Consider the following 13,616-nt stretch of genomic DNA (forward strand, 5'->3'; position numbering starts at 1 on the left):
CGCTACCGGTGGTGTGGGTTTTTCGTTGTGTTGGGGGCGCGTTTCCGGGGGTGTAACGGGCCGAAACGTCTCGGACTACCCGGTGGCCGGCAACATGTCGGTGGTCGCGGCCATCATGAGGGCGTGGCTTCTCGTGCCTCTCACTTCAGGCCGCCCGACGTTCTCGGGCGGCCTGGGCTGGTTCGTCCTGTGCGGACGGATCCCTCGGGTGTGCTCGGGCCGACGCCCAAACAGGCGAGGGGGCGGGCGTGGCGGCGGTCGTCGCGGGGGCTCTACGTGCCTGCGTACGTCCCGGACTCACCGCAGCAGCGCGTTCTCGAGGCCTCCGCGGTGGTGCCTGCGGACGGCGCGGTGACGGGCTGGGCCGCTCTGGCATGGCAGCGGGTGCGCTGGGTCGACGGTTGCGACGCGGACGGCAGCGAGCTGCCGGTGACCATCCTCAGCCCGGGATCGCAGGCGCGTGTGCAGGCGGGGGTCGAGGTGAGCAAGGAGCGCATGCTGCCGAGAACGCGTCAGGTCGTGGACGGGGTGGTGCTCACGGATCCGCATCGGTCGGTGGCGTTCGAGGTTCGTAGAGCGGAGACGCCGTTGTCGGCCGTACGCTGGCTCGATCTCGTCGCGGCCAGCGACCTGATCTCACTGGCGGAGATGGCGGCCTATGCCGAGACGCTCAGCGGTTGGACCGGCATCGATCGCCTGAGGCGCGCGATCTCGCTTGCCGACGAGAATGTGTGGTCGCCGTCGGAGACCGATCTGCGACTCACTCTCAAGGTGCGGATGGGGATCGCGGGCGTGGTCAGCAACCGTCCGGTCTTCGACCTCGATGGCCGCCACATCGGAACTCCGGATGTCCTGGACCTGGAGCGTGGGGTGGTTGCGGAGTACGACGGTGCCCTGCACCTGGCGGGCAAGCAGCGGGCCAAGGACCTGCGGCGTGAGGGCGCCTTCCGGCGCGTCGGCCTGGAGTACGTCACCATGGTCGCCGCCGACCGCCGCGACCCCGCTGACTTCATCAGAAGGACGCACGAGGCACGGGCGCGAGCAAGCCGGACACCGATGGCCGACCGACGGTGGACGATCGACCCGCCACGTTGGTGGACCCCCACCCACACCGTCGAGATGCGCCGAGCGCTGGCGGACTGGCAACGCGAGCGCTACCTGAGGGCCCGCGCTGGGTAGTCAGAGACCTTCGGGCCCGTCTACCGGGCGGTAACGGGCCGGAAGGTCTCTGACTACCTGCTGAGTCGCCTACTTGCGGCCCAGCGACTGGAACTTCTGGAGTACGCCGGACGGGACGACCCGCGCCATGGTGGCCAGGGCCTTGTAGCGCTTGCTCGGGATCGAGAAGGTCTTGTCGGCGTCGTAGTCGTCGAGAGCCTCGCGGACCAGATCGTTGACGTCGAGCCACATCCAGGAGGGGGCCGAGTCGTAGCCGGAGCCGAGGCGCTCGTGGAACTCGGTCTTGGTGAACCCCGGCAGCAGGGCCATCACCTTGATGCCCTGGCCGGCGTACTCGTTGTGGGCCCACTCCGTGAAGGAGTTGATCCACGCCTTGGCGGCCGAGTAGGTGCCGCGAGGCAGGTACGAGGCGACCGAGCCGACGTTGATGATGCCGCCGTGGCCGCGGGCCGCCTGGGCGCCCAGCGCGGCGTGGGAGAGGCGCAGCGGGGCGATGATGAGCACCTCCGCCATCGCGGTCTCCTCGTCGGCGGTGTTGTCGAGGAAGCGGTGCTTGAGGCCGTGACCGGCGTTGTTGACCAGCAGGTCGACCGGACGGTCGGCGTCGGCCAGGCGCCCCTCGACCTTGGCCAGGTCGGCGCTGTCGGTCAGATCGGCGCGGAGCACCTCGACGCCGATGCCGTGAGCGTCCGTCAGGTCCTTGGCGACGCCGTCGAGGCGCTCCTCGTCACGGGCGACGAGGACGAGGTCGTGTCCGCGGGCGGCGAGCTGCTGGGCGAAGGCGAGTCCGATGCCGGCGGTTGCGCCGGTGACCAGGGAGGTGGGGTTCGACATGAGGCAATCCTGCCACCACCGGTCGCGCGGGGGATCCAGGCGCCGGGCGGTCGGTTCGTACGCGGAATCACGGTTTCTGTCTGTCGTGTGACAGTTGACTTGCGGTGATACGTGTTTGGATGATGTTCGACGTGGATTTCGTAGGGGGACTCGGGCGCGTGATGAAGAAGTGAGCCGCACTGCGCGCCACATGAGATCTCGGCCTCTCCGGCGCACCAAGATGCTCTTCGCCGCGTCCTTGCTGACGTCGGCCGGTCTGTTCGTCGGGATCGAGGTCATCGCCGAGCCGGTGGCCAACGGCCGGCCCAGCGTGGCCGACAGCGGGATGAAGCTGGGCGCGGACGCCGGGGCACGCACCCCGGTCTGGCCGCACGAAAGCCAGCGTGAGGCCGCGATCGACCGTCACATCGATGCGCGGATCGCCGCCGCTGAGAAGGTGCTTCCGGACGACTCCGGCACCGGTCGCCGGGCCGTCTTCTCGATCAGCCGGCAGCGGGTCTGGATCGTGTCCGCGGCCGACCGGACGCGGCGTACGTATCCGGTCTCGGGCAGCATCTACGACAACCTCGAGCCCGGCACCTACAAGGTCTTCTCCCGCTCCCAGCACGCGAGGGGGATCGACGACTCGGGCCGGATGAAGTGGTTCGTACGCTTCACCAAGGGCCCCCGCGCCGCGATCGGCTTCCACAACATCCCGGTGGACAAGGGCAAGCGCGTGCAGAGCCGCGCTCAGCTCGGCACCCCGCTGTCGCACGGGTGCATCCGCCAGGCCGAGCCGGACGCGAAGGCGATGTGGCGCTTCGCGCGGCTCGGCACCAAGGTGGTTGTGATCCCTTAGACAGGCTCAGGCGTCGGTCTTGGGCGCGGAACCGCCCGACGAGCGGCGGCGCCGGCGGCGACGCGGTGCGGAGCCCTCGGCCTTGGCCTCGCCGTCGGCGGGCTTCGTCGACTCAGCGGACTCGGCAGCAACCGGAGCGGCGGACTTGTCGACGACCTGGCCGCCGCGCGAACGGGTGCGCTGACGGTCGCGGTTGCGGGGAGCGCGCTCGCGCTTCTCGCGGTCCTTGTCGGAGTCCTTGTCCTTGGGCTTCGCGGGCGCGGCGGCCTTGACCCGGCCCTTGGTGCCCTTCGGGATGCCCATGTCGTGGAGGAAGTGCTCCGAGGAGGAGTAGGTCTCCTGCGGCTCGTCGAAGGGAAGGTCGAGAGCCTTGTTGATCATCTTCCACTTGTGGAGATCGGCCCAGTCGACGAACGTGACCGCGACACCGGAGGCGCCGGCGCGGCCGGTGCGGCCGATGCGGTGGACGTAGGTCTTCTCGTCGTCGGGGGTCGTGTAGTTGACCACGTGGGAGACGCCGGTGACGTCGATGCCGCGGGCGGCGACGTCGGTGGCCACCAAGACCTCGACCTTGCCGTCACGGAACTTCTGCATCACCCGCTCGCGGGCGGCCTGCTGCATGTCGCCGTGCAGGGGAGAGGCCGGGAAGCCGCGCTCGGCGAGGTCGTCGGCCACCCGCTGCGCCTGCCGCTTGGTGCGGGCGAAGACGACGACCTTGTCGTGGTCCTCGCACTGCAGCAGGCGGCCGATCATCTCGGGCTTGTCGAGGTCGTGGGCCTGGTAGACGAACTGCGCCGTGGCGGGCACCGTCTCGCGCTCGCTCGCGGACTCGGCGCGGATGTTCATCGGGTGGCGCATGTAGGAGCGCGCCAGCGCCACGATCGCACCCGGCATGGTGGCCGAGAAGAGCAGCGTCTGGCGGGTCTCCGGGGTGAGGGTGACGAGCTTCTCCACGTCGGGCAGGAACCCGAGGTCGAGCATCTCGTCGGCCTCGTCGAGGACGAGGGCGTGCACGTGGGAGAGGTCGAGGACCTTCCGGTTGGCCAGGTCGATCAGGCGGCCGGGGGTGCCGACCACGATGTCGACGCCCTTCTCCAGCGCGTCGAGCTGGGGGTCGTAGCCCGCGCCGCCGTAGACGGTCAGCACGCGGAGGCCGCGGTCCTCGGAGATCATCGAGATCTCGGCGGAGACCTGCATGGCCAGCTCGCGGGTCGGAGCCACGATCAGAGCCTGCGGCTTGCCCTGCGGAAGGTCGATGTAGTCGCGGTCCTTGGGGGACACGCTGCGCTGCACGACCGGGATGCCGAAGGCCAGCGTCTTGCCGGAGCCGGTGCGGGCCTGGCCGATCAGGTCGGTGCCCTGCAGGGCGACCGAGAGGGTCATCTCCTGGATGGCGAAGGGGGTGGTGATGCCTTTGCGCTCGAGGGGAGCGCAGATCTCGGGATGAACCCCGAGCTCCTTGAACGTTGTCATGATTCGTCGCTACTCGCTTGTCTCATCGAATGCGGCGAGCGACTCACGGGTGTCTCGAGCTTGCCAAGCGAGTGCCACGCCGCGCACATACGGGAACCAGACCACCGCGATATGAAGTGCATTACAGCGGCGCTGGGTCGGTCAAAAGGCATTCTATCGGTAGGGTTCTCCCGTGGTTGCATCGTCAGAGTTCACGGGTCCTCAGGATCCCTTCGGTGATCCTGTTTACAAGGCCGCCGTCATCGACCTTCTCGGAGCGGTCGCCTATGGCGAGGTCTCGGCTGTCGAGCGGCTGACCGACGACGCCAAGATGGCGCCCTCGCTGGAGGACAAGACGGCTCTGCTCGCGATGGCGGCTGCCCAGCACGCCAAGATCCAGCCGGTCCTCGACCGGCTGGTGGAGCTCGGCACCGACCCGTACGCGGCCATGGAGCCGCTACGCGAGGGGTTCGACGAGTTCCACATCCACACCAAGCCCGCGGACTGGTGGGAGTCGCTGGTCAAGGCGTACGTCGGTGACGGGCTCGCCAACGACTTCTACCGCGAGGTCGCCGGTTTCCTCGACGAGGACACCCACAAGCTCGTGGTCACCACCCTCGAGGACGCCGGGCGGGCCGACTTCATCGTCGACCGGGTGCGGGCCGGCATCGAGGCCGATCACCTCATCGGCGGACGCCTAGCGCTGTGGGGCCGTCGCCTCATGGGCGAGGCGATCACCCAGGCGCAGCAGGTCGCCGCCACCCGCGAGGGGCTCAGCGAGCTGATCGCCGGTGACCACCTCCCCGGTCTCGACCTCGGCGCCATCGGCGAGATGCTCACCCGGCTCACCCAGCGTCACGTCGAGCGAATGGGCAAGCTCGGGCTTGAGCACTGACATCCGCTGGACCGGCTGGGCAGGGACGCAGATCGTCCCCGAAGCCGGTGTGTGGACGTCTTCCGAGGTCCGCCCCGGGTTCTGCTTCGACGAGCTGGTCGCCTCCTGGAACGTTGTGACCCCACCCGGGACCTGGGTGGAGGTCGCGGCTCAGGTGGTCGCCGAGTCGGGGGAGCGGAGCGGCTGGCTGGTGCTCGCTCGCTGGTCCTCGGACCCGGCCTTCACCTCCACCTCCGTCGCCGGTCAGGACGACCCGGTCGCAGTCGCTTCGGACGACACCATCCTGGGGCGGGACGGGCGCAGGTTCACGCAGTTCTCGTTGCGGCTGAGCCTGCACGGCCCCGCCGGGAGCCAGCCGCGGGCGAGCCTGCTCGGGGCGATCGTCTCGGCCGACGCCCGGGACTCGGCGCCGGCCCCGGGGGCCGTGCCTCGCGGGACGGTGGTGGGTGGCGTACCCGCCTATTCGCAGCAGCTCCACCGTGACCGCTATCCACACTGGGACGGTGGCGGGCAGTCCTGGTGCAGCGCCGCCTCGACCGCGATGATCGCCGACTTCTGGGGCGCCGGGCCGACGCCCGCCGAGACGGCCTGGGTGGACTACGAGACCCCCGACCCGCAGGTGCCGTTCACCGTCCGGGAGGTCTACGACGAGTCCTTCGGTGGCGCCGGCAACTGGGCCTTCAACACCGCCTATGCGGGCGCCCGGGGGCTGGTCGCGTACGTCACCAGGCTCCGCTCCTTCGCCGAGGCAGTCCGGTTCCTCGAGGCCGGGATCCCGCTCGTGCTGGCCGTCTCGCACCAGGCCGGCGAGCTGACCGGCGCCGGGTACGTCACCAACGGTCATCTGCTCGTGCTGACCGGCTTCGACGAGGGTGGCGACCCAGTCGTCCACGACCCCGCTTCCCACAGGATCGTCAGCGATGCCGAGGTGCGGGCGACGTACGACCTCGGCGAGCTCGACCGTGCCTGGGCCCGCTCCGGCCGGATCGTCTACGTCATCCGGCCGCCGGACGTGGTCCCGCCGGAGCCGCCGGCGCAGCCCAACTGGTGAGGCGCCGGCACGGGGCCGGTGCCACCGCACAACAGAAGCGGCCCCGCCCACAGGGGGCGGGACCGCTTCGAGGTGACCTGGACGAGGCTCAGGCCTTGGACTTTCCGGTGACACCGGAGGCGACGACCACCAGAACGGCGGCGATCACGACCTGCCAGATGTGACGCCACCAGTCGATGCCGTTGGTTGCGTTGTCCCACGTAGCCGCATGGCCGTCGAACGGCCCGTTGTTCTGGCCGAAGACGAACCAGTAGATGAAGCTGCCGATCAGCATGCCGCCGATACCGCAGACAATCGTCAGCCAGAACGGAATGTTGTCCTTATCGCCCGGCGCGAAGAACTTGCCGAGGGCCCCGATGATGACGCCGCCGATGAGGGTGACGAGGATCGTTGAGATCATGCCCTTTTCCCTTCAGGTTGTGAGTGGCGCCATGAATGCGCCCATCTTTTGATATTGCACCTGTTGGGACTGGAATGCACGGACAACATGGCCCAAACTCGGAAGTTCGCCACCGGAATCAGGGCCATCCCTGAGTAGTGACAGTCCGGAGTCGTTCAGCCGGCGAAACCGACCTTGCCGACCTTGGCCGGGCCGATCTCGATGTAGGCGAGCTTCTCGGTCGGGACGATGACCTTGCGGCCCTTGCTGTCGGTCAAAGCGAGCACAGCGCCGCCGCCGAGGGCGTCGGCGATGAGCTTCTCCACCGATTCGCTGGACTCCTCGGTCTCTACGACGAGCTCACGGGCGGCCTGCTGGACGCCGATCTTGACCTCCACGGGTCCTCCTTGCGATGGGTCGATCAATGCTCCGGAATCCTCTCACACGGACCGTGAGGAACCCCGTCGTTGCGCTACGAGCGGAATCAATCAGTCTTGGGATAGCCGCCGATGCCGCGCCAGGCGAGCCCGGCGACGAGACGAGCCGCGTCGGCCTGGGAGAGCTCGCCGTTGTTGTGGAGCCAGTAGCGAGCGCTGACCTGGATCTGGCCGACCAGACCCACGGCGAGCAGGTGGGAGGCGGTGGGAGCGAAGCCGGTGTCCTCGGCGATCACCTCGGCGATGACCTCGGCGCACTCGTTGGTGACCCGGTCGACCTGCTCGCGTACGGCGGGGTCGTTGGTGAGGTCGGACTCGAAGACGAGCCGGAAGGCGCCGGACTCGGAGGCCACGTAGTCGTAGAAGACCTCGACCGTGCGGGCCACACGTTCCTTGTTCTCATCGGTCGACGCCAAGGCCTCCCGGCAGCGATCGATGATCTCGTTCGCGGACTTCTCCAGCAGGGCCAGGTAGAGGTCGAGCTTGCCGGGGAAGTGCTGGTAGAGAACGGGCTTCGAGACCCCTGCCCTCTCGGCGATGTCATCCATCGCGGCGGCGTGGAAGCCGTAGGCGACGAAGACCTCGAGGGCGGAATCGAGAAGCTGGGCTCGTCGTTCCGTCCGGGGCAGTCTCGCCCCTCGCGGTCGAGTGGGGTCGAGCTCGGATTGGTGCGTGGTCACCCCAGCAGCCTACCCGCTGGTACTCGGATCGCGGGACGCGTCGTTGCCTCGTCCACGGATGAGGGAACATGGAGGAGTGCCTGCGGTGTTCAAGTAGGCATACGTACGCCCGAACTGAGGAGCAGTTGTGTCCCTAGCCCCGCTCGTGGAGCCCGCTGACGAGCTGACGATCGACGAGGTGCGCCGTTACAGCCGCCACCTCATCATCCCCGACGTCGGCATGGCCGGGCAGAAGCGCCTGAAGAACGCCAAGGTGCTGGTCATCGGCGCCGGCGGTCTCGGCTCGCCCGCCCTGCTCTACCTGGCCGCGGCAGGCGTCGGCACCCTCGGCATCGTCGAGTTCGACGAGGTCGACGAGTCCAACCTGCAGCGCCAGATCATCCACAAGCAGTCGACGGTGGGCCAGCCGAAGGCCGAATCCGCCGCGGCGGCGATCAAGGAGGTCAACCCGTACGTCAACATCGTGCTGCACGACGTGCGGCTCGACAACGACAACGTGCGCGAGATCTTCACCGGCTACGACCTGATCGTCGACGGCACCGACAACTTCGCGACCCGTTACATGGTCAACGACGCGGCGTACTTCCTGGGCATCCCGTACGTCTGGGGCTCGATCTACCGGTTCGACGGACAGGCGTCGGTGTTCGCGCCGACCCTGACCGACGACGCCCCGTGCTACCGCTGCCTCTACCCGGAGCCCCCGCCGCCGGGCATGGTCCCCTCCTGCGCCGAGGGCGGCGTGCTGGGCGTGCTCTGCGCCTCGATCGGCTCGATCCAGGTCAACGAGGCCATCAAGATGCTGACCGGCATCGGCGAGCCGCTGGTCGGCAAGCTGATGATCTACGACGCACTCGAGATGGAGTACCGCAAGCTGAAGGTCCGCAAGGACCCCAACTGCGCGCTGTGCGGCGAGAACCCGACGGTCACCGACCTGATCGACTACGACGCCTTCTGCGGTGCGATCTCCACCGAGGCGGCCGACGCCGCGGCCGGCTCGACCATCTCGGTCAACCAGCTCTCCGAGATGATCAAGGAGCGCGAGGAGGGCAGCCGTGACTTCGTCCTCGTCGACGTGCGCGAGCCGAACGAGTACGAGATCAACCAGATCCCTGGCGCCGTCCTGATCCCCAAGGGCGAGTTCCTCAACGGCAACGCGATCCCGCAGGTCGCCGAGCTCACCGGCGACGGTGCCAAGCCGCTCGTGTTCCACTGCAAGAGCGGCGTACGCAGCGCCGAGGTGCTCGCGATCGCCAAGGGCGCCGGCTACGCGGACGCGGTCCACGTCGGTGGTGGCGTGGTGGCATGGGTCAACCAGATCGACCCGTCGCAGCCCTCGTACTGAATCGGTACAGCTGAGCATTACTGAACTGTTGGCCAGCGGTGGCTCCTCTGGGGCCGCCGCTGGCTTTATCTGTACGTGGCGATACCGATAGTTTTGCGATCGCAGCTGCGGGGGGCGGAGTTGCATCAATGCCCGAACCTCGGAGGATTCGACGTTGTCCACACGCGCTCGTCTCAGCGCGACGCTCGCCGGTGCCACCCTGGCCGGCGGACTGTTTCTCGGTGCCCCTGCCAACGCGAGCGATCAAGCCCCGGAGCCGGCCTCCGGCGCGGCCGTAGGCTCTGCGATCGACCCGGAGAGGCTGGAATCGAACGTCGCGGACCCGACCCCTGGCGTACCTCCGTCCTATGTCTTCGCCGGCGTCGGTGCTCTGCTGATGGGGGCGGGGGCCGGACTGGCCGTACGTCGCAAACGGGCTGAGGCTGTGGCACGCTCGGCCGAGTGAGCAACGGTCAACCCAGCCTGAGGACCTTCCTCGGCGAGATCTTCGTCGTCGTCCTCGTGGTCGCGGTCGCCGTGCTCGGCTATGCCGCCTACGACTACTACACCAAGCTCGACGACGCGAAGAAGACCAACGCGACCCCGCCTGGGACGACCTCCTCGATCCCGGCCGAGGCGCTGGCCGAGGTGCCGAAGAAGAAGGGCAAGGTACGCGGCGTCTCGATCGAGTCGCTCAACGTGCATGCCGACGTGGTGCCACTGGCCATGGAGGACGGCACGCTCACCCCGCCCGCCGACGCCTCGCTCATGGGCTGGTGGAAGGGCGGCGCGAAGCCCGGGGCGGATGACGGCTCGGTGCTGATCGTCGGCCACACCCTGCACAACGGCGGCGGCATCCTCGACCGGCTGGGCGAGGTGAACGAGGGCGACGAGATCGTCGTGCGGACCAAGGACGAGGAGTTCAGCTACACCGTCCGGTCGGTGCGCGACCTCTCCAAGGAGCAGGTCGCCAAGCGCAGCGAGAGGCTCTTCGACACCGACGGCGAGCCGAGGCTGGTCGTGGTGACGTGCGACGACTGGGACGGCACCTCGTTCCAGGGCAACACCGTGGTGGTCGCCGTCCCGTAACCCAGGGCAGTCGAGCCTCGTTACTTGTGAGTCACATCACCTACAGACCGAGGCCCCCACATGCTCCGCACTCGCCGTTCCGTACGCCGCGCCGCAGCCGTCGCCGCCGGCACCCTGACCGCCGCGCTCGTCCCGGCCCTGATCCCGTCCGCGGCCCACGCCTGGGCCCCGGCCGACACGGCCACCATCACCCCGGGCGTGCAGATGTACACCGGTGGTGCCCAGTGCACCGCCAACTTCGTCTTCGCCGACTCCGCCGCGAACGTCTACGTCGGCTACGCCGCCCACTGCGCGGGTCTCGGTGAGGCCACGGACACCAACGGGTGTGCCGCCAAGTCGCTTCCGCTGGGCACCGAGGTCACCTTCAACGAGGGCGGTTCCCTGCTGAGCGAGGGCACCGTGCTGGGCAAGGGCAAGCTGGCGTACTCGTCCTGGCTGACCATGCAGAAGTCGGGCACGAAGGACGAGAACACCTGCGCCTACAACGACTTCGCCCTGGTCAAGGTGAACGCCGCCGACGTCGGCAAGGTCAACCCGAGCGTGCCCATCTGGGGCGGTCCGACGGGCATCGACACCGACGGCACCGTCGCCGGCGACAAGGTCTACTCCTACGGCAACTCCTCGGTGCGCGCCGACCTGGACCTGCTCTCGCCGAAGATCGGCCTCTCGCTCGGTGACAGCGTCAACGGCACCCGCTGGTCGCACCCGCTCTACAACCTCACCCCCGGCATCCCCGGTGACTCCGGCTCCGGCTTCCTGAACGCCGACGGCAAGGCGGTCGGGACGCTGTCGACCCTGGGTCTGCTTCCGCTCGCCGGGTCCAACAACATCGGCGACATGGACCTCGAGCTGAAGTACGCCCAGGCGAACTCGGGCATCTCCGGTCTGCGTCTGGTCCAGGGCACGGAGCCGTTCAGCCCCATCCTGTAGCACCGCGCTAATGTGCCCGGCATGACGGACCGGGAGGCGTACGTAGAAGCCGTTCTGCGTCTTGTCGAGCAGATCCCACGCGGCCAGGTGACGACGTACGGCGCGATCGCCGATGCCCTCTTCGACGAGTTCGGAGGCGGGCCTCGGCAGGTCGGCTCGGTGATGGCGCGCGAGGGCGCGGGAATGCCGTGGTGGCGGGTGGTGCGGGCCGATGGCTCGCTCCCCGCCTCCCACGGCGAGGAGGCGCGGCAGGCGTATCTCGAGGAGGGCACCCCGCGCCGCGTCTCGGGGGCGGTGGACCTGCGCGCGGCGCTGTGGCTGCCGCCTACGATGAGCACGTGATGTATCGCGTCCTCCACGCCGTCGTGCCACCCCTTCTACGGGCCGTCTGGCGTCCCACGGTGACGGGGGCAGAGAACGTCCCGCGCACCGGTGGCGTGCTCCTGGCCAGCAATCACCTCAGCTTCGCCGACTCGATCGTGATCCCGTCGGTCTCGCCCCGGCCGGTGCACTTCCTGGCCAAGTCCGACTACTTCACCGGCACCGGCCTCAAGGGTGCTGCCCAGCGGGCGTGGTTCGAGGGCCTGGGCATGCTGCCCGTGGACCGCGACGACCCGCAGGCCGCGCTCGGCTCGCTGGAGGTGGCTCTGGAGGTCCTCAACAAGGGTGAGGCGTTCGGGATCTACCCGGAGGGCACCCGGTCGCGCGACGGCCGGCTCTACCGCGGACGCACCGGGGTGGCCCACCTGGCGCTGACCGCCGGCGTGCCCGTGGTGCCGGTGGGCCTGCGGGGGACCGCTGAGCTCCAGCCGGTCGGGTCGAGCCTGCCGCGGCTGGCGAAGGTCACCGTCGAGTTCGGGCAGCCGATCCAGGTGGCCGGGCGCTTCGACGGCGTACCTCTCGGCAAGGCCCGCCGGTCCCTCACCGACGAGGTCATGGAGGCGATCGCCGCGCTGAGCGGTCAGGATGTGGCCGGGGTCTACAACGAGCGGCCCGCCGACGTCTGATCGCAGATTTGCCTGTTGCGCCGGGCCGAGAAGGAGCGCATTCTGGAGGGTGGATCCCTAGCAGCCGAGGTGAGGCAGATGGCCACCACGACCGTGTTGCAGGAAGAGCTGCGACGCAAGCACGACGAGCTCGCTGGGCGCCTGGCCCACGCTCGGAGCATCATCGCCAGGCCGGAGCAGACCCGCCGGGGCTGCCCGCCGATCGACCAGTTCAACGCCGGTACGTCCCGCCACCTGCACGCGGTGGACGAGGCACTGCTGCCGGCGGTCTCCGCTCACTGCGAGGGCGGAGCCGCTCTGGTCCATGACTACCTCCCCATGGCGCGGCACCTGGAGGTGCTGCTCTTCCACGTGAAGGCGCACGAGTACGGCTCCACCTGGGAGACCACCCATCGGTGGCCGACGCTGTGGGGCGAGGTCGAGGAGGCGCTCATCGACCAGGAGGAGAGGGAGGGCGAGCTGGTCTCGCGCCTCGCCGAGGAAGCCTCCGACGACGAGCTTCTCCTGATCGCGGAGCGGATGGCCGCGGCCGAGCGGAGGGCACCTTCGCGTCCACATCCCCACCTCCCGCACACGGGTCTGCCTGGAAAGGTCGTACGCCGCGTGGCCCGTCCCGTCGACGCCGTCTGGGACGCGGTCGAGAACCGCTCCGTCGGTGGTCCCAAGCCGTTGCCGCACAAGAAGCCGGGGTTGATCTGGCAGTACCTGCTCGGCGACCCGCGCTTCCCCGACGACCCGGCCAACGAGACCCGGCACAATGAGCCGGGTGACCGCTGACTCCATCACCTCCGCCCTTGACCTCGCGCCGCACCCCGAAGGCGGGGCGTTCCGGCAGACCTGGGCTGCCGCCGAGACCGTCACCCTGCCCGACGGGCGGGTGCGCCCGACCGCGACCTTGATCTACTTCCGGCTCCTGGCCGGGGAGTCGTCCGCGTGGCACCGCGTCACCTCGGACGAGATCTGGCTGGCGCACACCGGCGTCGTGTCGCTCCAGTTCGGCGGCGCCGGTTCGGCGCCGGTCGAAGGCGAGACCGTGCTCGTCGGGGTCGACGTCGCCGCCGGCCAGGTGCCGCAGGCGGTCGTGCAGGCGGGGGTGTGGCAGCGTACGGTCCCCTCGACCGAGGACGCGCTCGTCTCCTGCGTGGTCTCACCCGGGTTCGACTTCGACGACTTCGAGCTCGCCCCAGAATCAGGCACTGCGGAGTAGGAGATGGAGTACGCGTTCGAAGGAGCCGTCATCGAGTGGCGCGGACCGGCGCCGTTCTACTACGTGCCGATGCCCGTCGAGGACGCCGAGGACCTCAAGGAGGATGCCCGGGGCCTGGAGTACTGGGGCCAGGTCGCCGTCACCGCCACCATCGGCGCGACCACGTTCACCACCGCGCTCTTCCCCAAGGACGGCACCTATCTGCTGCCGTTGAAGGTGGTCGTCCGGAAGGCGGAGGGCCTCGACCTCGACGACGTCGTCGCGGTGAGGATGCGTCTTGGACATGACGTCCGAGGGGACGCCTGAAACTGTCGGCG

The 13,616-nt window shown here is 68.9% G+C and carries 18 protein-coding genes; 13 read left to right on the plus strand and 5 right to left on the minus strand.

Going from position 1 to position 13,616, the window contains the following annotated elements; genetic code table 11:
• The first annotated feature begins 276 nt into the window (after positions 1–276).
• Positions 277–1,179, plus strand: a complete 903-nt coding sequence (locus ABZU72_RS25465; RefSeq protein WP_355021577.1) for a hypothetical protein — start codon at positions 277–279, stop codon at positions 1,177–1,179.
• Between the two features lie 69 nt (positions 1,180–1,248).
• Here the strand turns inward: ABZU72_RS25465 and ABZU72_RS25470 are convergent, their stop codons facing one another.
• Positions 1,249–2,013, minus strand: coding sequence for an SDR family oxidoreductase (locus ABZU72_RS25470; protein WP_355021578.1), 765 nt, complete (start codon positions 2,011–2,013; stop codon positions 1,249–1,251).
• A gap of 190 nt (positions 2,014–2,203) precedes the next feature.
• Here ABZU72_RS25470 and ABZU72_RS25475 point away from each other — a divergent pair, with 190 nt between their 5' ends.
• A complete protein-coding gene (locus ABZU72_RS25475) occupies positions 2,204–2,851 on the plus strand; it encodes a L,D-transpeptidase (RefSeq protein ID WP_355021579.1) in 648 nt (215 codons plus the stop codon).
• Positions 2,852–2,857: 6 nt separating this feature from the next.
• Here the strand turns inward: ABZU72_RS25475 and ABZU72_RS25480 are convergent, their stop codons facing one another.
• A complete protein-coding gene (locus tag ABZU72_RS25480; protein ID WP_355021580.1) occupies positions 2,858–4,324 on the minus strand; it encodes a DEAD/DEAH box helicase in 1,467 nt (488 codons plus the stop codon).
• A 172-nt stretch (positions 4,325–4,496) separates the two neighbouring features.
• Here ABZU72_RS25480 and ABZU72_RS25485 point away from each other — a divergent pair, with 172 nt between their 5' ends.
• The gene (locus tag ABZU72_RS25485; RefSeq protein WP_355021581.1) at positions 4,497–5,198 is read left to right on the plus strand and encodes a ferritin-like fold-containing protein; all 702 of its coding nucleotides are present in this window, start codon (positions 4,497–4,499) and stop codon (positions 5,196–5,198) included.
• The gene (locus ABZU72_RS25490) at positions 5,188–6,249 is read left to right on the plus strand and encodes a C39 family peptidase (RefSeq protein ID WP_355021582.1); all 1,062 of its coding nucleotides are present in this window, start codon (positions 5,188–5,190) and stop codon (positions 6,247–6,249) included. The genes ABZU72_RS25485 and ABZU72_RS25490 overlap by 11 nt, the downstream gene beginning before the upstream one ends.
• Positions 6,250–6,337: 88 nt before the next feature.
• Here the strand turns inward: ABZU72_RS25490 and ABZU72_RS25495 are convergent, their stop codons facing one another.
• The 3 genes from ABZU72_RS25495 to ABZU72_RS25505 form a co-directional block, all read right to left on the minus strand.
• A complete protein-coding gene (locus ABZU72_RS25495) occupies positions 6,338–6,649 on the minus strand; it encodes a hypothetical protein (protein WP_160027379.1) in 312 nt (103 codons plus the stop codon).
• A gap of 155 nt (positions 6,650–6,804) precedes the next feature.
• The gene (locus ABZU72_RS25500) at positions 6,805–7,026 is read right to left on the minus strand and encodes a DUF3107 domain-containing protein (protein ID WP_091052608.1); all 222 of its coding nucleotides are present in this window, start codon (positions 7,024–7,026) and stop codon (positions 6,805–6,807) included.
• Between the two features lie 86 nt (positions 7,027–7,112).
• Positions 7,113–7,745, minus strand: a complete 633-nt coding sequence (locus ABZU72_RS25505; protein WP_328529078.1) for a TetR/AcrR family transcriptional regulator — start codon at positions 7,743–7,745, stop codon at positions 7,113–7,115.
• Between the two features lie 127 nt (positions 7,746–7,872).
• Between ABZU72_RS25505 and moeZ the strand changes: the two genes are divergently transcribed.
• The 9 genes from moeZ to ABZU72_RS25550 all read left to right on the plus strand — a co-directional run bounded on the left by moeZ (position 7,873) and on the right by ABZU72_RS25550 (position 13,605).
• Positions 7,873–9,087 (plus strand): adenylyltransferase/sulfurtransferase MoeZ, encoded by a 1,215-nt coding sequence (moeZ, locus tag ABZU72_RS25510; protein WP_355021583.1) that lies wholly within the window; start codon positions 7,873–7,875, stop codon positions 9,085–9,087.
• 154 nt (positions 9,088–9,241) lie between these two features.
• Positions 9,242–9,532, plus strand: a complete 291-nt coding sequence (locus ABZU72_RS25515; protein WP_355021584.1) for a hypothetical protein — start codon at positions 9,242–9,244, stop codon at positions 9,530–9,532.
• A complete protein-coding gene (locus ABZU72_RS25520; protein WP_355021585.1) occupies positions 9,529–10,155 on the plus strand; it encodes a class F sortase in 627 nt (208 codons plus the stop codon). The genes ABZU72_RS25515 and ABZU72_RS25520 overlap by 4 nt, the downstream gene beginning before the upstream one ends.
• A gap of 60 nt (positions 10,156–10,215) precedes the next feature.
• Positions 10,216–11,085, plus strand: a complete 870-nt coding sequence (locus ABZU72_RS25525; RefSeq protein WP_355021586.1) for a hypothetical protein — start codon at positions 10,216–10,218, stop codon at positions 11,083–11,085.
• Positions 11,086–11,106: 21 nt separating this feature from the next.
• Positions 11,107–11,427, plus strand: coding sequence for an MGMT family protein (locus tag ABZU72_RS25530; RefSeq protein WP_350659408.1), 321 nt, complete (start codon positions 11,107–11,109; stop codon positions 11,425–11,427).
• A 59-nt stretch (positions 11,428–11,486) separates the two neighbouring features.
• Positions 11,487–12,092 (plus strand): lysophospholipid acyltransferase family protein, encoded by a 606-nt coding sequence (locus ABZU72_RS25535; protein ID WP_355021587.1) that lies wholly within the window; start codon positions 11,487–11,489, stop codon positions 12,090–12,092.
• A 78-nt stretch (positions 12,093–12,170) separates the two neighbouring features.
• The gene (locus ABZU72_RS25540) at positions 12,171–12,869 is read left to right on the plus strand and encodes a hypothetical protein (RefSeq protein ID WP_355021588.1); all 699 of its coding nucleotides are present in this window, start codon (positions 12,171–12,173) and stop codon (positions 12,867–12,869) included.
• Positions 12,850–13,299: a cupin domain-containing protein gene (locus tag ABZU72_RS25545; protein ID WP_355021589.1), complete on the plus strand. Its 450-nt coding sequence runs from the start codon at positions 12,850–12,852 to the stop codon at positions 13,297–13,299. Before ABZU72_RS25540 ends, ABZU72_RS25545 begins: the two co-directional genes overlap by 20 nt.
• 3 nt (positions 13,300–13,302) lie before the next feature.
• Positions 13,303–13,605, plus strand: a complete 303-nt coding sequence (locus tag ABZU72_RS25550; protein WP_355021590.1) for a DUF1905 domain-containing protein — start codon at positions 13,303–13,305, stop codon at positions 13,603–13,605.
• Positions 13,606–13,616 lie beyond the last annotated feature (11 nt).

The organism is Nocardioides sp. NPDC004968 (assembly GCF_040608935.1).
Classification (GTDB): Bacteria; Actinomycetota; Actinomycetes; order Propionibacteriales; family Nocardioidaceae; genus Nocardioides.